This window comes from Arthrobacter pullicola, assembly GCF_014836875.1.
GTDB classification, from domain to species: Bacteria; Actinomycetota; Actinomycetes; order Actinomycetales; family Micrococcaceae; genus Arthrobacter_B; species Arthrobacter_B pullicola.
The window spans coordinates 95004-113746 of record NZ_JACSQC010000001.1; the positions used below are offsets into that span (position 1 = coordinate 95004).

The 18743-nt window shown below is 66.5% G+C and carries 19 protein-coding genes and 1 tRNA gene; 11 read left to right on the forward strand and 9 right to left on the reverse strand.

Translation table 11 applies throughout. From position 1 onward, the window contains the following. Nucleotides 1-23 precede the first annotated feature (23 nt). Both ptsP and H9638_RS00505 read left to right on the forward strand, forming a co-directional pair. A complete protein-coding gene (gene ptsP, locus H9638_RS00500) occupies nt 24-1718 on the forward strand; it encodes a phosphoenolpyruvate--protein phosphotransferase (protein ID WP_191745758.1) in 1695 nt (564 codons plus the stop codon). A 50-nt stretch (nt 1719-1768) separates the two neighbouring features. Beyond that, nucleotides 1769-2047 (forward strand): HPr family phosphocarrier protein, encoded by a 279-nt coding sequence (locus H9638_RS00505; protein WP_191745243.1) that lies wholly within the window; start codon nt 1769-1771, stop codon nt 2045-2047. A gap of 165 nt (nt 2048-2212) precedes the next feature. Here the strand turns inward: H9638_RS00505 and H9638_RS00510 are convergent, their stop codons facing one another. The 3 genes from H9638_RS00510 to H9638_RS00520 all read right to left on the reverse strand — a co-directional run bounded on the left by H9638_RS00510 (nt 2213) and on the right by H9638_RS00520 (nt 4440). Continuing rightward, nucleotides 2213-2953, reverse strand: coding sequence for a hypothetical protein (locus H9638_RS00510; protein ID WP_191745244.1), 741 nt, complete (start codon nt 2951-2953; stop codon nt 2213-2215). Next, a complete protein-coding gene (locus H9638_RS00515) occupies nt 2950-3681 on the reverse strand; it encodes a hypothetical protein (protein WP_191745245.1) in 732 nt (243 codons plus the stop codon). Before H9638_RS00515 ends, H9638_RS00510 begins: the two co-directional genes overlap by 4 nt. 168 nt (nt 3682-3849) lie before the next feature. After that, nucleotides 3850-4440 carry a hypothetical protein gene (locus H9638_RS00520; protein WP_191745246.1) on the reverse strand — a complete coding sequence of 197 codons (591 nt, stop codon included), beginning with the start codon at nt 4438-4440 and terminating at the stop codon, nt 3850-3852. 139 nt (nt 4441-4579) lie between these two features. Between H9638_RS00520 and H9638_RS00525 the strand changes: the two genes are divergently transcribed. From H9638_RS00525 to H9638_RS00545, 5 genes are read left to right on the forward strand one after another with little or no spacing between them, the layout of a single operon-like run. After that, on the forward strand, nt 4580-5668 hold the full coding sequence (locus H9638_RS00525) for an iron-containing redox enzyme family protein (protein ID WP_191745247.1): 1089 nt from the start codon (nt 4580-4582) through the stop codon (nt 5666-5668). Next, nucleotides 5665-5961, forward strand: coding sequence for a CDGSH iron-sulfur domain-containing protein (locus H9638_RS17020; RefSeq protein WP_318241732.1), 297 nt, complete (start codon nt 5665-5667; stop codon nt 5959-5961). The genes H9638_RS00525 and H9638_RS17020 overlap by 4 nt, the downstream gene beginning before the upstream one ends. 59 nt (nt 5962-6020) lie before the next feature. Beyond that, nucleotides 6021-8228 carry a heavy metal translocating P-type ATPase gene (locus H9638_RS00535; protein ID WP_404799614.1) on the forward strand — a complete coding sequence of 736 codons (2208 nt, stop codon included), beginning with the start codon at nt 6021-6023 and terminating at the stop codon, nt 8226-8228. A 28-nt stretch (nt 8229-8256) separates the two neighbouring features. After that, the gene (locus H9638_RS00540; protein WP_191745248.1) at nt 8257-8571 is read left to right on the forward strand and encodes a metal-sensitive transcriptional regulator; all 315 of its coding nucleotides are present in this window, start codon (nt 8257-8259) and stop codon (nt 8569-8571) included. Nucleotides 8572-8585: 14 nt separating this feature from the next. Next, nucleotides 8586-9791 carry a winged helix DNA-binding domain-containing protein gene (locus H9638_RS00545; RefSeq protein WP_263599395.1) on the forward strand — a complete coding sequence of 402 codons (1206 nt, stop codon included), beginning with the start codon at nt 8586-8588 and terminating at the stop codon, nt 9789-9791. 80 nt (nt 9792-9871) lie between these two features. On the opposite strand, the gene H9638_RS00550 is transcribed toward H9638_RS00545, so the two are convergent. Then, nucleotides 9872-10597 carry an alpha/beta fold hydrolase gene (locus H9638_RS00550; RefSeq protein ID WP_191745249.1) on the reverse strand — a complete coding sequence of 242 codons (726 nt, stop codon included), beginning with the start codon at nt 10595-10597 and terminating at the stop codon, nt 9872-9874. Between the two features lie 73 nt (nt 10598-10670). On the opposite strand from H9638_RS00550, the gene H9638_RS00555 reads away from it, so the two are divergent. After that, a complete protein-coding gene (locus tag H9638_RS00555) occupies nt 10671-11369 on the forward strand; it encodes a helix-turn-helix transcriptional regulator (protein WP_191745250.1) in 699 nt (232 codons plus the stop codon). Between the two features lie 39 nt (nt 11370-11408). Here H9638_RS00555 and H9638_RS00560 read toward each other — a convergent pair. Continuing rightward, nucleotides 11409-11484, reverse strand: a tRNA-Lys gene (locus H9638_RS00560). 199 nt (nt 11485-11683) lie between these two features. Here H9638_RS00560 and H9638_RS00565 point away from each other — a divergent pair. The 3 genes from H9638_RS00565 (at nt 11684) to H9638_RS00575 (ending at nt 14182) form a co-directional block, all read left to right on the forward strand. Beyond that, nucleotides 11684-12328: a hypothetical protein gene (locus H9638_RS00565; protein WP_191745251.1), complete on the forward strand. Its 645-nt coding sequence runs from the start codon at nt 11684-11686 to the stop codon at nt 12326-12328. 224 nt (nt 12329-12552) lie between these two features. Next, entirely contained in the window at nt 12553-13170 is a 618-nt protein-coding gene (locus H9638_RS00570; RefSeq protein ID WP_191745252.1) for a DUF47 domain-containing protein, read from the forward strand. A 1-nt stretch (nt 13171) separates the two neighbouring features. Beyond that, nucleotides 13172-14182 carry an inorganic phosphate transporter gene (locus tag H9638_RS00575; RefSeq protein ID WP_191745253.1) on the forward strand — a complete coding sequence of 337 codons (1011 nt, stop codon included), beginning with the start codon at nt 13172-13174 and terminating at the stop codon, nt 14180-14182. Between the two features lie 119 nt (nt 14183-14301). On the opposite strand, the gene pstB is transcribed toward H9638_RS00575, so the two are convergent. The 4 genes from pstB to pstS form a co-directional block, all read right to left on the reverse strand. After that, on the reverse strand, nt 14302-15081 hold the full coding sequence (pstB, locus tag H9638_RS00580) for a phosphate ABC transporter ATP-binding protein PstB (protein WP_191745254.1): 780 nt from the start codon (nt 15079-15081) through the stop codon (nt 14302-14304). 77 nt (nt 15082-15158) lie between these two features. After that, nucleotides 15159-16259: a phosphate ABC transporter permease PstA gene (gene pstA / locus H9638_RS00585; protein ID WP_191745255.1), complete on the reverse strand. Its 1101-nt coding sequence runs from the start codon at nt 16257-16259 to the stop codon at nt 15159-15161. Next, a complete protein-coding gene (pstC, locus tag H9638_RS00590; RefSeq protein WP_191745256.1) occupies nt 16259-17191 on the reverse strand; it encodes a phosphate ABC transporter permease subunit PstC in 933 nt (310 codons plus the stop codon). The genes pstA and pstC overlap by 1 nt, the downstream gene beginning before the upstream one ends. 169 nt (nt 17192-17360) lie before the next feature. Next, nucleotides 17361-18479: a phosphate ABC transporter substrate-binding protein PstS gene (gene pstS, locus H9638_RS00595; protein WP_191745257.1), complete on the reverse strand. Its 1119-nt coding sequence runs from the start codon at nt 18477-18479 to the stop codon at nt 17361-17363. Nucleotides 18480-18743: the final 264 nt, after the last annotated feature.

An 18743-nucleotide genomic window follows, 5' to 3' on the forward strand; every position in this document is an offset into this window, starting at 1 on the left:
TGAGTCCACAGAGAGGTACAGAAATGCGCACCATCAAGGGAATCGGAGTCAGCCCGGGCCGCGTCCTCGGCCCGGTGCTGCGGATGCCCCCGCCCGTTCCGGAACCCGACGCGGCGTCAAAGTTCGGTCCCGGGAGTTCCGTGGACGCGGAAAAGGAACGCCTGAAAGACGCAGCGGACAGTGTGCGCGAGGATCTCAAACGGAGGTCCGCCGCAGCGTCAGGTGATGCCAAGGCCGTCCTCGACGCGACCGCGATGATGGCGACGGACCCCATGCTCCTGAAGGCTGCTGGCAAACACATCAACAACGGGATGTCGGCAGACCGCGCCGTGTGGGAGGCCGGGCTTGAGGTGGCGGCCATGCTCCAGAGCCTGGGCGGATACATGGCCGAAAGGACCCAGGATGTCCTGGACGTCCGGGCCCGCATTGTGGCGCAGCTGGACGGGCTGCCCGCTCCCGGGATCCCGGCGTCGGACGTTCCGTTCATCCTCGCGGCGGAGGAGCTGGCACCGGCGGATACTGCCACGCTGGATCCGTCCCTGGTCATCGGTCTGGTCACGAGCGGCGGCGGCCCCCAGTCCCACACCGCCATCCTTGCCCGCTCCCTGGGGCTGCCCGCTGTCGTGGGAGCTGCGGGCGCCGATTCGATTACCGACGGGGCAGAGATCTACCTCGACGGGGCGAACGGAAACGTGGTGGTGGATCCCGGTGCCGCTGAACGGGAAGCGGCACAGAAGTATGCTTCCCGGGCGTCGCTCCCCGCCTTTGACGGTACCGGCACGACGTCGGACGGCCACCGGGTGCCGCTGCTGGCCAACGTGGGCTCAGGCAAGGATGCGGCCGCCGCCGCGGCCGCCGGGGCCGAAGGTGTGGGGCTGCTGCGGACCGAGTTCTGCTTCCTCGGGCGGGACACCGAACCCACCGTGGAGGAACAGGTGGCAGCCTACGGCGACGTTTTCCAGGCCTTCCCGGGACGGAAGGTGGTAATCCGGACCCTTGACGCCGGTGCCGATAAGCCCCTGCCGTTCCTGACCGACGCCACAGAGCCGAACCCGGCACTTGGCGTCCGGGGATACCGCACCGACCGCTCCTCGCCGGGCGTGCTCACCCGTCAGCTGGAAGCCATTGCTGCTGCAGCCGGCGCGCACGAAGCCGATGTGTGGGTCATGGCACCGATGATTTCAACGGCCGATGAGGCCGGTGACTTCGCGGTTATGTGTGCCGCAGCCGGGCTGGCCACCGCGGGCGTGATGGTCGAGGTTCCGGCGGCAGCGATCAAAGCCCAGGCGGTGCTCGCCAAAGTGAAGTTTGCGTCCCTGGGCACCAATGACCTCACTCAGTACGCAATGGCGGCCGACCGCCAGCTGGGCACCCTGGCCACGCTCAACGATCCCTGGCAGCCTGCCGTCCTGCAGCTCATCGGAATGACGGTGGACGGTGCCGCGCAGGCCGCCGCGGCGGACAGCAAGCCCAGGAACGTGGGAGTCTGCGGCGAGGCGGCCGCCGACCCGGCACTCGCCGTCGTCCTGACCGGCCTGGGCGTGAACACCCTGTCCATGACACCGCGCGCCCTGTCCACTGTGGGAGCGGTGCTGGCATCGGTCACCCTGGCCCAGGCTAAAGAGCTTGCCAGCGTTGCACTCGCGTCGCAGACTGCAAGCGAAGCCAGGACACAGGTCCGGGCCAAGCTCCCCATCCTCGAACAACTCGGACTGTAGCCGGCGCTCCGGCGCCAATCCGCAGCCAACCCAACCGGAAGGAATCTCCGATGCCTGAACGTTCTGCAACCATAGCCAGCCGGGTCGGGCTGCATGCCCGCCCCGCTTCCGTGTTCGCGGAAGCCGCCGCGGCGCAGCCGGTGGAAGTCACAATTGGCATGAAGGGCGACCCGGCAGAAGACGCTATGGATGCCACGAGCATGCTGGCTCTGATGAGCCTGGGAGCTTCTCACGGCGACGTCGTCGTCCTTCGGGCCGAAGGCGAGGGTGCCGATGCGGCACTGGATGAACTGGTCAAGATACTGGAGACAGATCTGGACGCCGAGTAGCTCCGGGAGGTCCGGAACACGCTTCCATCCGGAAAACAACGAAGCCAGCGGCACGGGGCCGCTGGCTTCGGTAGTAACTTCACGCTGACCCCCCACAGGCAGCGGACGTTACATATTCATTAGTCTGGCACAGGGTCATGAAGTTGTGAACAAAATCTGTGAAATTCAACTCACGTTTCGGTAACTTTCTGCCAAAAGGTTTTGGGACGGACGCCTGCGCTGGCGCAGATGGGAAACCCACATAACCGTCAACCCCACAGTCACCAGGATGACGGCCGTAAAGGGCACCAACGCCGTGAAGACACCCAGGTAGACCACTTCCTGCAGGAAGCTGAAGGCAACAACCAGCACCAGTCCGGCGCCAAGAAGTCCGGCGCCCGTTCGGTGCAGGACCCGCAGGCGGGAATTTGCCGCCGCCATCAGCACGGGGGCGCACAGGCAAGCAGCGACGTAGCCGGGATACATTCGCCCCAGGGACGCATAGGACTGCACCGTAACCTGCTTCTCGTAGGCCTGAAGCCCCACCGAGGTAACGGGCAGATCGCTAAGCACAAAGAAGTACACAGTCAGCCCCACAGCCAGAGCCAGCACAGCGAGGCCGATCGGCCCAATGATCAGCTTCCGGGCCCACCCGGCACCAAAGGCTGCCGCGGCCTTCACCCCCAGGATGACGAAGACGGCATACAGGGACAGCCGCAGGACAAGATTGGCGAGATTCCGGCCCCCAAGCCAGCCGTCCACTACCGTGTATATTCCCCCCAGACTCAGACCCATCGTCAGGGCAATCAGGACCATGCTGACGAAGACACCGCGGTTCTGGCCGCGCAGCGCCCCAGGCAGCCGGAGCAGTGCGAACAGCACGCTGAGTCCAAAGGCCGCCACCTGCACGGCTAAAGCTACGGTCATCCCAAATTCTCCAAAAGTGCCTGATCGAACTTTGCATCCTGTTCCCGCTTGCGCAGCGCCTTCGACAGCGCATCGAGGCGATCCCTCGCCAGCGTGACCAGCTCTACATCGGAAAGCTCCTCGATGGCCTTTTCCCGGCCCTTGGGCGGCCATCCACCCTCTTCGGGCTGCAGTACGCCGGTAACCACCAGCCCACTGGTGAGGGATACGCCGGCAAGCCGGGCTGCAGCAATGGCCAGCTCCGGAGCCAGGCGTCCCGCGGTCAGCTGCGCGGAGATGTTCTGGGGCGCTGTACCGGTTGCCGCCGAAAGCTGCAGGCGGAGGTCCCCGGGATCAATGGCATCAAACCATTGCCGCACGGAGCCGGTGTACGGATACGCGCACAATTGCGGTTCGGGGATGTTCCCGCCCTCGCCTGCCGTTGACCGGTCCAAAAGCGCCTTCAGGATGCAGGGATAGGCCACTTGACTGATGAGTTCGGCCTGGGTGGGCTCACGCCTGCCTTCTTCCAGCCCGGCGAACTCTGCGAAGGAGGACAGCGCAGTGACCGGGTCCTGCCCGTAGGCCCGTGCCACCCGTATGACTGTGGCCATGGAAACCTTGTTCCGCACCAGCTGCTGGGCGAGCGTCGAACGCTTGATTCCGGTCATCCGGCACAGGTCGGTAGTGGACTCATCCGGGGCTACGGTTGCGCGCCAATGTTGGAATGCCTTGGCGGCTACCGCCATTGCCCCTCCTCGATTGGATTCTCCGGTTACCAGTTAGTATACTTCTGGAACTGGCTCCCCCTCTGTGTTCCCCCCATATGCAGAGGCGGGAGCCAGCTCCAATTAAACGGCTGGCCTGATGCGGCTGGCCTGTCCTGTCCGGCCGCAGCGCAGACAAGGCTCAAACGTTCACCCGGCCCGCCGCCGCGCGGCGTGGCGCGCTGCCTCCCAGGCTTCTTCCAAACGGTCGACGGCGGCGGCGTACGTACTCAGCGCAGCGGTTTCCTGGGACGGGACCCGGGCGGCCTCCTGCGCGGCAAGGGCATCCCGGGACGCCCTTGCCAGCCGGCTCGTCTCAGCTTCCCGCACGTCCCCCAGCCCGGGATATTCCACCCCTTTCCAGGGGTCGAGCTCATAGGAACTCCACTCTCGCAGGATTGCCTCCCGCCGCCGGTCCAGGCCGTGGAGCCGCTTAGCCCAGATTCTCTCCGCTCGTGCCTGTTTCCTGGCCCGGTGCCGGCGGCGCAGCCAGATCCATGCGCCCGCAGAACCCGCCACCAGGAGCAGACCAGTGGCAGCTGCAGCCCCGGTGCCAGCCAGGCCAGCCCAAGCCACAGCGAGGATTCCGGTCAGCAGCCCCGTGAAACCCACCCAAAACAGCCGTTCGCCGTCATCGCGGCGCAGCGCCGCATCCAGCGCGGGCGCAGTGAAAAGAACCGCCGCCGCAGCCAGCAGGATTGCCGGAATCGCTGCCAGGAGACTGCCATCCACGCCGGGCATAACGCCCCCTTTCCTGTCCCTGCCGGCACCGGCAGAGTTCGGGATCGCCCCAAAATACCAAGTATGCTTATGTCCGGAGTTGCCATTGGAAACCGCTGGACCTCCAGCATTGCATGACGCCTCACAACTAAGGAACGACATGTTGCTACCTGCCCCGCGCGGAGTTTTGACTTCCGCACTGCTCGACACCCTCCTGGCCGGCGACGGCGCGGGGCCCGAGAAGTTCGCCGAGCTCGCTGCCCTGGGTGATGGTGCCCTTTCCGCTACCGCGGACCTGCTTCGCGACGACGATATCCAGCTTGCACTGTTCTGCCTCTACGAGCTGCACTACAGCGGACTGGAGGGCGTGGACCCGGCAATGGAATGGGAGCCGGAGCTGATCCGGCTGCGGCGGACTCTGGAAGCCGGCTTCGAAGCCACCCTGCGGAAGATCGTCCCCGCTCCGGAAGCGCCGGAACCGGATGCCGAAGCGGTGGCGCAGACCCTGTTCGGGATGGCCGCTGACGACGACGGTCCCTCCGTATCCCGGTTCATTGCCCGCCACGCCACCGAGGACCAGCTGCGCGAGTTCCTGGTTCTGCGCTCCATCTACCAGCTGCGCGAAGCGGATCCCCACAGCTGGGCCATCCCCCGTCTTCCGGCAGGGCGGGCCAAGGCAGCCCTGGTGGAAATCCAGGCCGACGAGTATGGAGGCGGGCGTCCGGAGCGCATGCACTCGAAACTATTCGCCCGCACCATGGAGGGCCTGGGGCTGGACACCCGGTACGGCTACTACCTGGACCGGATTCCAGCCCTGGTGCTGGCCTCTTCCAACGCCATGTCCCTGTTCGGTTTGAACCGCCGCCTTCGGGGCAGTATCGCCGGTCACCTCGCAGCCTTCGAGATGACCTCCTCCATCCCGAACTCCTTCTATGCCAAGGGTTTCCGCCGTGCGGGGTTCGGCTCCGATGTCACCTTCTACTTCGACGAGCATGTCGAGGCCGACGCCGTGCATGAGCAGATTGCAGCCCGCGACCTTGCCGGCGGCCTCGCTGAAGCAGAACCCGCGCTCCTGCCGGACATCCTTTTCGGTGCGGCAACCGTCCTGACCCTCGATGCGCTGCAGGGCGAGTTCCAGCTGGCGGCGTGGAAGGAGGGCTCCTCGGCACTGCGGGCTGCCGGCCCTGAGCCGCATCCGGCAGCGGATGCCCTGGCCGCCGACGCGGCAGCAGCCGGGGTTTCACCGTGAGCGGCACCCCTGCGGACGCTGAAGCCGCAGTAGTCGAGGCCACCGGAGTGAGGGTTGTCGCCGCAGCAGAAAGCCAGGCGGGCGGGGACGGCGGCCTTGATCCGGTGTCACTCATGGCATGCCCCGGTGGCCCCTTGCTGGTGCGGGGGGACTTTGAGGTTGTCGACGCCGATGGCACCCCGGTTCCCAAAAACCGGGAAACGGTGGCACTGTGCCGCTGCGGCGGTTCGAAGATCAAACCCTGGTGCGACGGTACGCACAAGCTGCTGAAGCACGGCTCCGCCAAGGACTAGGCGGGGCGCAGGGTTTTCCAACACTGGCCCCATACCCATAGGGGGTATAGGCTGGGTGCATGAGCAGTCATGAACACCATCCCGATCCTGACCGGGTGGCCGCATCTGACCTCCACGCCGGCGACCGCAGCCAGCTGTCAGTAGACCATCACGGCCACGCACCGGCGGATCCCGCAGCCCATGGGGAACACGGGCATGCGGGCCACGGTGATCCTACGCACGACAGCCACGGACACGGCGGCCACGGGGACCACGTTGGGCAGTTCCGGCGGCTGTTCTGGATCATGCTCGTCCTCGCCGTTCCCGTGGTCGGGTTCAATGACATGTTCGCCCACCTCATCGGCTACCACCTGCCGGATGCCGCCTGGGTCTGGTGGGCCTCCCCCGTCCTGGGCACGGTTATGTACGTCTGGGGCGGCCAGCCCTTCCTCACCGGGGCCGTCTCGGAGGTCCGTTCGCGCAAACCCGGAATGATGCTGCTCATCGGGCTGGCGATCACCGTCGCGTTCATCGCCTCCTGGGGTGCGAGCGTGGGCCTGCTCGATGCCGAGCTGAACTTCTGGTGGGAATTGGCCCTGCTGGTGGTCATCATGCTGCTGGGGCACTGGATCGAGATGCGTTCCCTCGCCCAGACCACCTCCGCACTGGATTCACTGGCTGCGCTGCTCCCCGACGAAGCCGAGATGGTTGATGGGGACCAGGTCATCAAGGTCTCTCCCGCAGATCTGGCGGTGGGAGACGTCGTCATCGTCCGGCCCGGCTCCTCCGTGCCTGCTGACGGAGAAATCGTTGACGGCTCTGCCAGCATGGACGAGTCCATGGTCACCGGTGAGTCCCGGACCGTCCGCCGCGGGCGCGGCGATTCCGTTGTTGCCGGCACCGTCGCGACCGATTCCGGCCTGCGGGTCAAAGTCACGGCCATCGGCGACGACACCGCACTGGCCGGAATCCAGAAACTCGTCGCAGACGCCCAGGCCTCCTCCTCCCGCGCCCAGCGGCTCGCGGACACGGCAGCAGCTTGGCTGTTCTGGTTCGCCCTCGGATCGGCGGCCATCACCGCCGCCGTCTGGTCCCTGCTCGGACTGCCGGACGACGCCGTGGTCCGCACCATCACCGTCCTGGTCATCGCCTGTCCCCATGCCCTCGGACTGGCAATCCCCCTGGTGGTCTCGATCGCGACCGAACGTGCAGCCCGCGGCGGAGTGCTGATCAAGGACCGCCTCGCCCTGGAATCCATGCGTTCCGTGGACGCGGTGCTCTTTGACAAGACGGGCACCCTGACCAGGGGTGAACCCACCGTCACCGCCGTCGAACCCGTTGACGGGCATACGGAAGACGAAGTCCTCGTACTGGCCGCCGCTGCCGAAGCTGACAGTGAGCACCCCCTGGCCAAGGCCGTCACCGGTGCCGCGCGCGCCCGCGGCCTGAGCGTGTCCAAGGCGTCGGATTTCTCGTCCTCTCCTGCGGTCGGGGTTAGGGCCACCGTCGCCGCCCCCGGCGGAAGCACAGTGGTGGAGGTCGGCGGGCCCTATCTGCTCGAGGAACACGGCTCCGGCGAACTCCCCATCGCCGATAGCTGGCGGGCAGAAGGCGCCATCATTCTGCACGTTGTGGCGGACGGCAGCGTCATCGGCGCCCTCCGGCTGGCCGATGAGATCCGCCCCGAGTCCCGGCAGGCGGTGGACGCACTCCACGCCGCCGGCGCGCAGGTGGTCATGATCACCGGTGATGCCCGGGCCGTCGCCGGTACCGTAGCCAAGGAGCTGGGGATCGACCGGGTCTTCGCGGGAGTCCGCCCCGAGGACAAGGCCGCGAAGGTGGCTGAACTCCAGGCTGAAGGCAAGAAGGTCGCCATGGTCGGCGACGGCGTCAACGACGCCCCTGCACTGGCCCAGGCTGATGTGGGAATCGCCATCGGCGCCGGCACCGACGTCGCCATCGGCTCCGCCGGAGTAATCCTGGCCAGTTCGGACCCGCGCTCGGTACTCTCGGTCATCGACCTCTCCCGGGCCAGCTACCGGAAGATGAAGCAGAACCTGTGGTGGGCCGCCGGTTATAACCTCATTTCCGTACCGCTGGCCGCGGGAGTCCTGGCACCGGTAGGGTTCGTGCTGCCCATGAGCATCGGTGCGATCCTCATGTCCGCCTCCACCGTCGTCGTCGCCCTCAACGCCCAGCTGCTCCGGCGCCTGGACCTGTCCCCGGCAGCCAGCGCCGCCCGCTTCACCGGCAGCAGCACCCCACAGCCCAGCACCACCACCGACTAACCAGCACCTAAGAATCAGGAGCATCACAATGGCTACCAGCACCAAGCCGTCCGGCGGAACCGCACACGGCTACATCAGCGACAAGGAACGCTATCTCGCCCGCCTCAAGCGGATCGAGGGGCAGGCCCGCGGCATCCACCGCATGGTGGATGAGGACACCTACTGCATCGATATCCTCACGCAGATCAGCGCGCTGACCTCGGCCCTGGAGAACGTGGCCCTCGCCCTGCTCGATGACCATCTCAAACACTGCGTCGTCAACGCGGCCAAGGCCGGCGGTCCGGAAGCGGACGAGAAGATCAAGGAAGCCTCCGACGCCATCGCCCGCCTGGTGAAGTCCTGACCCGACCCATCCGCCTGGTCAGCGATGAGGAGCGCCGCGCCCGCATCGGGGTGCGGCACGCACTGGCCCCCTCGGCAAAGGCCGGATCACCGGAGGAGGCGGCCCGGGCGCTGGTGGGCCTGCACGCAACAGAGGCGCCGAGCGTGCACCTGTCCTGCTGGGCGCGCACCAATCAGCTCAGCGTCGACGACGTCGAACGGGCGCTTTACGATTCCCGTTCGCTCGTCAAGCAGCAGTCCATGCGCGAGACCCTCTTCGTGTTTCCCCGGGAGCTGGTGCCCGCGGTCTGGGGCAGTGCGGCGGCCCGGGTGGCAGCAGCCCACCGCAGGCGGCTGGTCCGGGACCTCGAACGCTGGGGACCTGCCGGCGAAGGACACGGTGCCGCCTGGCTTGCCGCGGCCGAGGATGCGGTGCTGGAATGCCTGGCCGACGGCGTGCAGCGGTCCTCCAAGCAGATCCGGGAAGAGGTACCCGAAGCCGAGGGCGTGATCATGCAGGCACCGGGGAAGTCCTGGGGCGGGCCCGTGGCAATCGCACCTCGCGTACTCGCCCAGCTGGGCTTCGACGGCGCAGTTGCGCGGGCCGGAAATGCAGGGGCCTGGTATGCCAGCCGCCCTACTTGGACAACAGTGCAGGCGTGGTGGGGACAGCCGGTTCCCGGTGCCCTTGGACCGCGCGAGGGGTATGCCGAGCTGGTGGACCGGTGGCTGTGGTCCTACGGGCCGGGCACCGTGGAAGACATCGCCTGGTGGCTTGGCGGTACCAAGGGTGCGGTCCGGTCGGCCCTCGATGATCTCGGCGCGGAAGCCGTGTCCCTGGCGGACGGTTCGGCAGGGTGGCTGCGCGCCGACGATCTGGAGCCCGTTGCCGCCCCCGAACCATGGGCTGCGCTCCTGCCGCTGCTGGATCCGACGGTCATGGGGTGGAAGGAACGGTCCTTCTACCTCGGCGGGCACGGACCCCAGCTGTTCGACAGCATCGGTAATGCCGGGACCACCGCGTGGGTCAACGGGCGCGTCGTCGGCGCTTGGGTGCAGGACCTGGACGGCGTGGTCGAGCTGCGGCTTCTCGAGAACGATCTCCCAACGGCGGCCCGCGCGGCGCTGGCAGCGGAAGCAAGCCGGCTGACCCGGTGGCTGGACGGCCAGCGCGTGTTCACCGTCTACCCGTCGCCAGCCATGCAGCCCGGCTTTGGCTCGCAGGCCGGCCTTGGCCAGTAGGCCGGTAACGGCCGCCGCCCCGCCCCGGTACGCTTCCTGCCGGTAGGGGCAAGCCCTGCCGCTGCCCCTTGCGCGCCCCTTCAGCCTTCCTGCAGGGCTGCTGCTGCGAGAACCCCGGCGAGGTCTCCGGGCCGGCTCCACATAGGCCAGTGGCCCGTCGGGAGATCGATGAGGTCCATGTTCTCGAGTCTGGCGACTTCGGCGAACATGGGATGGCCGGAGGTGACCAGCTCCATCATCTGCTGGCTCGGAAGCGAGCAGCAGACGAGGGTGGCCGGCACCTTGAAGCGTGCAGCGTTGCTGAGCTCCACCGCCTGGCGCAACACGGGCCCGGGTACGGGGACTGCCCTCGTCCTGAAACGCTCCAGGGCGGCAGGGCTGAGTCCTTCAAGGCTGGCCTGCTGTCCGAGCGCTTCGAAGGGCGGCAGCCCAAGCTCTGCCATCTCCGCGGCGTCGGGAGCAAAAACAGTGCCGGGCGCGACCGGGCCGCTGTCAACCCAGACCACCCGGCGGATCAGGTTCGGGTGCCGGTCGAGCACAAGGCTCACGGGGGCGTTGGCCCCGCTGTGGGCAACGATGACTACCGGGCCGGAGTCCACGGCCATGGCCTGTTCGATCGCCGCTGCTTGATCGTCAAGCGTCCTGGACGCTCTTTCCGGGTCTGATTCGTCGAGGCCGGGCAAAGTGATCGGGACAGCCTTCAGGCCCCTAGCCGTCAGGTGTTCCAAAACCTCGTCCCATGCCCAGGACCCCAGCCAGTGTCCGGGAATCAGCAGAATGGTCGGGCTGTTCGTGTCAGTCGTCATGCCACGATCCTTGCAGCCCTCCTGGACAGCGGCATGTCACTGTTTCTGACATGATTTTGGTGAGGGGTGGAACATGAAAAGAGGAGAGCGGCTCCACGCACTTTCGGAGATGCTGCGGCGCAGCGGAGCCCGCGGGTGCACGGCGGACCGGCTGGCGAGCGAATTTGGCGTGTCGGTGCGCACGATCAAGCGGGACCTCGACGCGCTGGAAAACAGCGGGACCCCGATCTGGTCGCGTCCTGGCCCGGGCGGCGGATACGGCCTGGCTGCCCGCTCCAGCCTCCCCCCTGTCAGCTTGTCTCCGGCCCAGGCAGTGGCGCTCCTCGCGGCAGTCTCAGCTGCCCCCGACGCCCCCTACGCTGACCTTGCTTCAGCCGGCATCCGGAAGATCTTGGATGTGCTGGACCCTCAGACCCGGAAAAGGGCTGACGAGCTGGCGCGCCGCGTCTGGGTCAATACCGAACCGGCTCCGGCGCGGGCAGTCAGATCTGCCCTTGAGGAGGCAATGGCGGATCAATACGTCGTACGGATCCGCTACACCTCGCGTGAGGGCAGCCAGACCATCCGCGACGTCGAGCCGGTGATCTTCGCATCTACGAATGGCCGGTGGTATCTAATCGGCTGGTGTCAGCTGCGGAATGAAATGCGCTGGTTCCTGCTGACGCGCATAGAGCGGGCCAGCGTCACGAAAACGCGTTGCAGCGGCCACGGCATTCAGGAAATTGGCGTTCCTCCGGCGACAGCCAGGTCCGTGCACAATGCCGGCGAGTGAGACATCCGCGGCCGCCGGTCTTCCTGACCGGCGGCCGGCTGGTGGGCCCTGTGGGGCTCGAACCCACGACCCACGGATTAAAAGTCCGATGCTCTACCAACTGAGCTAAAGGCCCCCACCAACCACGCCAGGCACTGAGCCGAGAAACGGAACACACCTGCCGCGTTGACTTTTCCACTTTATCGCACGGCCAAGGAATCGTGGAAACCCTCTCCGCGCTTCCCAGGATGACTGTCCGGGCTGCCCTGCCGGACCCGGCTCCGGCAGCGGACAGCCGCCTCGATTCCCTGTGCGGGCGGGAGTATTCTCGAAACATGAGTGAGCCGGATTCATCAGCCCCCCGCCATCACAAACCGAAGCTCTATGCCCCCATGGACTTCGCCAACCATCCCGGCGGAGCCGACCCTGCCAGGGTTTCCGAGGCAGCCCATCTGGCGGCCCAGGCCCTGGTTAACCATGGACGGGAAAGCGACGATCCCGAGGTCACGCGCCGCCTGGTTGAACTGGCAGACCAACAGGGCCTCGAAGCCGTAGCGGAAATCTGGGCGACCAGCCCCGCGCGGTCCCTGCCAGGCGCACTCTGGCGGCTCTACGCCCTGCGCGCGGCCGTCCAGCAGAATCCGGAACGTGTTGCAGCGCTGTATGCCGCCGGCAAGGAAGCCGCACAGGTCTCCAAAGTGGTGGCCGGCGTGGCTGAGCCCCTCGGTGCGGACGAAGTGCGCGCCATGGCGGACGCAATCCTGTCCGGCGCCTTCGAAGGGGACTTCGACGTCGCCCTGGAACGGTTCGCTGCGTTCTGCCGGGTCATCTCTTTGGGCGAAACCCACCATGCGGACTCGGCCGAGGCAGGCAGCAGCGCCCGTGCCACCGAACTGACCCGGAATGCCCGCCAGCTGCTGGTGACCGCGGAGGACCTGGAGTATTCCGCCGAGGCGTGGCGCCGCGGAGAGCTGGACTAGATCCGTCACGGACAGCTTCCGGGCCTGTGGACGCTCCAGTTGACATCGGGGACAGGGAGTAGAAAACTGAAATTGGTGTCGGACCGCGGAACCCCCGGGCTTCAACTTAGAGCCGCTTCGAGCGGCCTTCCGCCGAGAGGCGCTCCCGGTCCGGCACCGCTCCCTTGTTCTCCATCGGATATTCTTACCGGTGTGATGAGCTCCCAGCCCACCCGGCCTGTCCGATGAAACTCCGGCTGTTCCCACAGGAAAGCGCCGGCCTGGACCTGCTTTCCCGCATGGCGGTACAAGCCGTCCGAGGCACTGCGACCCTGTCGGAAGCGCTGGGTGCCGAGTCTGCGGAGTTCCCGCGGCTCGCCGAGGAGCTGCACACCCTGGAGGCGGAAACCACCGAGCTGCATTTCGCCCTGATGACGCAGATGCGGACCAGTTTCATCAATCCGCTGCCCCGCGAAGACCTCTATGATCTTTCCCTCATCCTGCTGGCCGTGATGGAGCGGCTGGATAGCGCGGCAGAGATTATTTCGCTCTACAAGCTCACGCACGTTTCCCGCCGGGCCGCCGAGCAGCTTGAGGTCCTGGGCCGGCAGTCCGAGCTGACCGTCGCCGCGATGCGCACCCTCGCTTCCCTCGAAGACCTCGAGGACTACTGGATCGAAATGCTGCGCCTGAGCAAACGGGTGGAGCGGACCCACCGGATGTGGCTGGCCGAGCTGATGAACGACCACAAAGCGCTCTCCTACATCCGCCACCGGGACCTGGCCGACCAGCTGGCTGCGGCTTCCAAGGAACTTCGCCGGGTCGGCACCTACGTAGGCAACATCCTCGTGCGGGAATCGTAGGTTGACCACCGCACTGCTCGTCGCCGTCTTTGCCTTCGCGGGCTGTTACGCCTTCATCAACGGCTTCCACGACGTCTCCAATTCGGTTGCCGCAGCAGTGCGGACGCGTGCCCTGACTCCGGGCGTCGCCGTCGTGCTGGCCAGCGTCTTCAACCTCCTGGGTGCACTGATGAGCACCGCCCTGGCGCTGGTACTGGCGGACCTGTTCGTCAAGCTGCCCCCGGGCAGCAGCGGCCTGGGGATTCTCATGGCCGGCCTGGCCTCGGCCTGCGCGTGGGGCCTGTGGACCTGGTGGCGGCGGATGCCATCTTCATCCACGCATGCACTGGTGGGCGGCATCGTCGGCTCCGGCGCAGCTTCCGCGCTGGTCGGCGGCCCCAGTATCACCGAATCCTTCCGGATCCTCTGGGACCAGATCGCGCTGCCGCTGCTGCTCTCCCCCGCTATTGCCTTTGTGCTGGCGTACCTGCTGGTCTATCCGGTGATGTGGCTGATGCGCTACAGCTCGCTGCGCCGCGGTGACGCTGGGAACCGCATAGCGCAGTCAGTGCTCTCCGCGGCGTTTTCGGTGGGCCACGGGATGCAGGACGGGCAGCGGACCATGGCGGTGCTGGTGCTCGGGCTGGTGGCCGCAGGGTATTCGACCGGCGGGGAGATCCCCTGGGGTGTGCAGGTCTTCGCCGGGACGGCACTCGCCGCAGGATCCCTGTTCGGTGGATGGCGGATCACCCATACCCTCGGCTACCGGCTGGTGCGGATCGATCCGCTGCGCGGCATGAGCGCCCAGGCGGTGGCCACCGGGATGCTGTTCCTGGGCGGGCTGTGGCTGCACATTCCGCTCTCCAGCACCCAGACCATGACGGCGGCAATTGTCGGTGCCGGAGCGAACCGCCGGTTCGCCGCAGTCCGCTTTATCCAGCTCCGCAACATCCTGGGCACCTGGCTGGTCACGGCACCAGCGGCGGCCCTGCTGGGCGGAATCTTCTTCCTGGCCCTCAGTCCGCTTCTCTAAGCCCTCTCTCCTTCGGGGTGGCGCGGTGTTCTGTGTAGCCCCGCATCGCCGAGCGAGGACGAGGGCAGGATCTGTAACGCTAAGGGGCGGCAGAACACCGCGCCGGCTCCCGGGGAAACTTATCCGAAGCGTCCGGAAACGTAATCCTCGGTGGCCTTCACCGACGGGTTGTTGAAAATCACCGTGGTGTCGTCGTACTCGATCAGCTTGCCGGGCTTGCCGGTGCCGGCGATGTTGAAGAACGCCGTCTTGTCCGAAACCCGGGCAGCCTGCTGCATGTTGTGCGTGACGATCACGACCGTGTAGTCGCTCTTGAGCTCCTCGATCAGGTCCTCGATGGCCAGCGTGGAAATGGGGTCCAGGGCGGAGCACGGCTCGTCCATGAGGATCACCTCGGGGGACACCGCGATCGCACGCGCAATGCACAGGCGCTGCTGCTGGCCGCCGGAAAGGCCGGAGCCGGGCTTGTCCAGGCGGTCCCGGACTTCCTTCCACAGGTTGGCGCCGGTGAGGGACTTTTCCACCAGGTCATCGGCGTCGGACTTGGAAATACGCTTGTTGTTCAGCTTCACCCCGGCCAGCACGTTGTCCCGGATGGACATGGTGGGGAACGGGTTGGGCCGCTGGAAGACCATGCCGATGTGGCTCCGGACGGTCACCGGGTCAACCCCGGGACCGTACAGGTTCTCGCCGTCGAGCAGCACTTCGCCCTCGACGCGTGCGCCCGGCAGGACCTCGTGCATCCGGTTCAGGGTGCGCAGGAAGGTGGACTTGCCACAGCCGGACGGGCCGATGAACGCCGTGACTGAACGCGGTTCCATCTTGATGCTGACGTCTTCGACCGCCAGGAAGTCGCCGTAGAAGACGTTGAGGCCCTTGACGTCGATTCGCTTGGACATGTGTTTCCTTCTGTTCTTTTCCGGTGGAGCATCCAGTCGGATTCTCCGGTGCCGCCGCAGCGGCCGGGTCTGGAGGGTCAGCGGCCGGTCTTGGGCGCGAAGATCCGGGCAACGAGGCGGGCGCCGAGGTTCAGCAGCATGACCATGACGATCAGCAGCAGCGCCGCGGCCCAGGCGCGCTGGGTGCTCGGGTCCGTGTTGGTGGGCGAGGTGGGGCTCATCAGCTGGCGGTAGATGAACGTCGGCAGGCTGGACATCCAGCCGGCGAACACGTTCAGGTTGATGGTGTTCACGAATCCGGCGGTCACCAGCAGCGGCGCAGTTTCCCCGATCACGCGGGCGATGGCCAGGGTCACGCCGGAGGCGATGCCGGAGATGGCGGTGGGAACCACGACCTTCAGGATGGTCCGCCATTTCCGCACGCCCAGGGCGTAGGCGGCTTCACGCAGTTCGTTCGGAACGATCTTCAGCATTTCCTCGGTGGAACGCACCACCACCGGGATCATCAGGACCGAAAGCGCGACGGCGGCGACGAAGCCGGTGCGGGTTCCCGGGCCGAAGAGCAGCCCGAAGAATGCCGCGGCGAACAGGCCCGCGACGATCGACGGGATGCCGGTCATCACGTCCACAAAGAAGGTGATGGCCCGGGCCAGGGGACCTCCGCGGCTGTATTCCACCAGGTAGACGGCGGTCAGCAGGCCAATCGGCACGGAGATGATGGTGGCCCACAGCGTGATCAGCAGCGTGCCCATGATCGCGTGGTAGGCACCGCCCAGGACGGGGCCGCCGGTCTCTGCCGTGTTGTTGTCCACGGTTCCGGTCATGCCGCCCATGGAGGTCAGCAGGAAGTCGGGGCTCAGGCCGGGCAGGCCGCGGACCAGCACGGTGAAGATCACCGAGATGAGCGGGACCAGGGCCAGGATGAACGCACCGTAGATCAGGTTGGTGGCGAACCGGTCGGTGGCGCGCCGGCTGCCTTCCACCACCCGGGTAACGATGGTGCTGCCGGCTACGAAGAGCACCGCGGCAAAGATGGCGAAGGAAGCAATGTGGAACCCCAGCAGGGCCGAGAGCGCCGCACCCAGCACGATCGACGCGGCCAGGACGGCCCACATCGCGTAGCCGGGAAGCTTGTTCTTGGTCAGGGTGGAAGAACGGGACAGCGTGGTCTCAATCATCAGTTGGCTCCCGAGAATTCTTTGTGGCGGCTGATGATCCAGCGGGCAATCACGTTGACGATCAGGGTGATCACGAACAGGACCAGGCCGGCGGCGATCAGCTCAGACAGCCGCAGCCCGTAGGCCTCGGGGAAGTTCAGGGCGATTTCTGCGGCGATGGTCTGGTTTCCCGGCCGGATCAGGCTGGCGATCAGCCCGCCGGAGGAGAGCACCAGGGCCACGGCCATGGTCTCGCCCAGGGCGCGGCCGAGTCCGAGCATCACGGCGCTGATGATGCCGGGCCGGGCGAAGGGCAGCACGGCCATCCGGATCATTTCCCAGCGTGTGGCACCCATGGCCAGTGCGGCTTCCTCATGCAGTTTCGGGGTCTGCAGGAAAATCTCCCGGGTCAGGGAGGTGATGATCGGCAGGACCATAACGGCCAGCACGACGCCGGCGGTCAGCATGGTCTTGCCGGTCTGGCTTGCGGGCCCGGCGAAAAGCGGGAACCAGCCGGCGTTCTCCGCCAGCCAGTTGTACGGTCCCACCAGGGCGGGGGCCAGGACGGTCATGCCCCAGGCGCCGTACACCACGGAGGGAATCGCAGCCAGCAGGTCCACGACGTAGCCGAGGCTCTGCGCCAGCCGCCGCGGAGCGTAGTGCGAGATGAAGAGGGCGACGCCGATTCCCACCGGAGTGGCGATCAGGAGTGCGATCGCGGCCGCGATGACCGTGCCAATGACCAGCGGGAAGATATAGGTGAAGAAGCCTGAGCCGCCCGAGATGTCCGCCGAGGGTGCGGTGAAAGTGGGAAGCGCCTGCCAGAGCAGGAACGCGGCCACCGCGAACAGGACAGTCAGGATCAGGCAACCCGCCAGCAGTGTGATGCCGGAGAAGACCTTGTCTCCTGCGCGCCCGGCACCGCCGGCGCCCTGTATTGACTTGCTTGACACTGCACAACCCTTCGAACTTTTGTTGGCAACTTGCTTCACTGTGGACAAGACACCGCACTCGCCAGTTTTCACTGTCAGCCGGTGAACTTCAAGCTGGCTCCCTGGCCGGGCAAATGCCCCCGCAGCGCGCCGTGGCGCTGTGCGGGGGCCTGCCGCGGCTGGCCGGGTCTTAGGACGCGGCCTTGATGGATCGGAGGGCCTGAACGGCCTGCTCCTGCAGGTTAGCGGACAGCGGGGCGTTACCGGCGGCGTCGGAAGCTGCTGCCTGCCCCTCGTCACTGACGACGTATTCACCAAAAGCCTTGACCAGATCCACCGTCTCCTGGTCCCGGTAGGTGGTGCAGTAGATGTGGTAGGAGACCAAAACCACAGGGTAGGCGCCGGATTCCGTGGTGTCGCGGGCCAGGTCCATTGCCATGTCCACGTCAGGACGGCCTTCACCGGTGACCGGCGTCGAGGCTTCCACGGCCTTGGCCGCGGCCTCGGAGGTGTAGGCAACGTACTCGTCTCCCACCTTGACCGAGACCTTGCCCATGCTGCCGACGGCGGAGGCGTCAGCGTAGGTAATTGCGCCTTCGGTTGCGCTGGCCGCTGAGACAACGCCGCTGGTGCCCTGCGCGTTCTCCTGGCCGTCGAGCTCTGCCGGCCATTCGCCGTCGGCCTCCGTGGTCCAGACCTCCGGAGCCGCGGCAGCGAGGTAGTCGGTGAAGTTGGTGGTGGTTCCGGAATCATCTGCCCGGTGGACCACGGTGATGGGGGTGGCGGGCAGCTTGGCACCCTCGTTCTGCCCGGCGATGGCCGGATCGTTCCAGGTGCTGATCTCTCCGCGGAAGATGCCGGCGATCGTGGCGGCGTCCAGGTTCAGTTCCTTGATCCCCTCCAGGTTGAAGGCGATGGCGATCGGGGAAATGTAGGCGGGAACGTTGAAGGCTCCGTCCGGGCCGCAGACCTCCTGCGAAGCGGCAACTTCCTCATCCTTCAGGTAGGCATCCGAGCCGGCGAACTGCGCACCGCCGGCCAGCAGGGCCTCCCGGCCTGCTCCGGAACCGTCAGGTGAATACTGGATCGATGCGCTGGGGTTGGCGGCATTGAAGCCGGCGATCCAGGCATCCATGGCTGCGGCCTGGGAACTGGCGCCGACGCCGGACAGGGTTCCCGAAACACTCGAAGCGGAGGCAGAGGGTTCAGTGCCGGCGGCGTCGGTGGCGTTGTCGCTGCCGCAGGCGGCGAGGGACAGTGCTGCCACCGAGAGAACGGCCGCAGTGCGGCCAAAGCGGAATACCTTCACGATTGTGTTCCCTTTCAAGGGTGGTATATCCGGCGCGTCAACGCCGGGAGTCTGTTCGCTGGGACGTTTGGTCGTCCCGGATTGAGACTGGCCCGCCAAGGTGAACGGAAAGTTAACTCGGGCCAAGCAGTTCGGGAATTCTGTGCCCGGGCAGGAAGCGGAGCCTTCGGAAGCGCTGTCGCAGCGGTCACGGCAGGGCCTTCGAACGGCCCTGCCGGGGTCACACTGCCGGCGGCTGGGCGCTGACCGGCCTTCGCCGCCTAG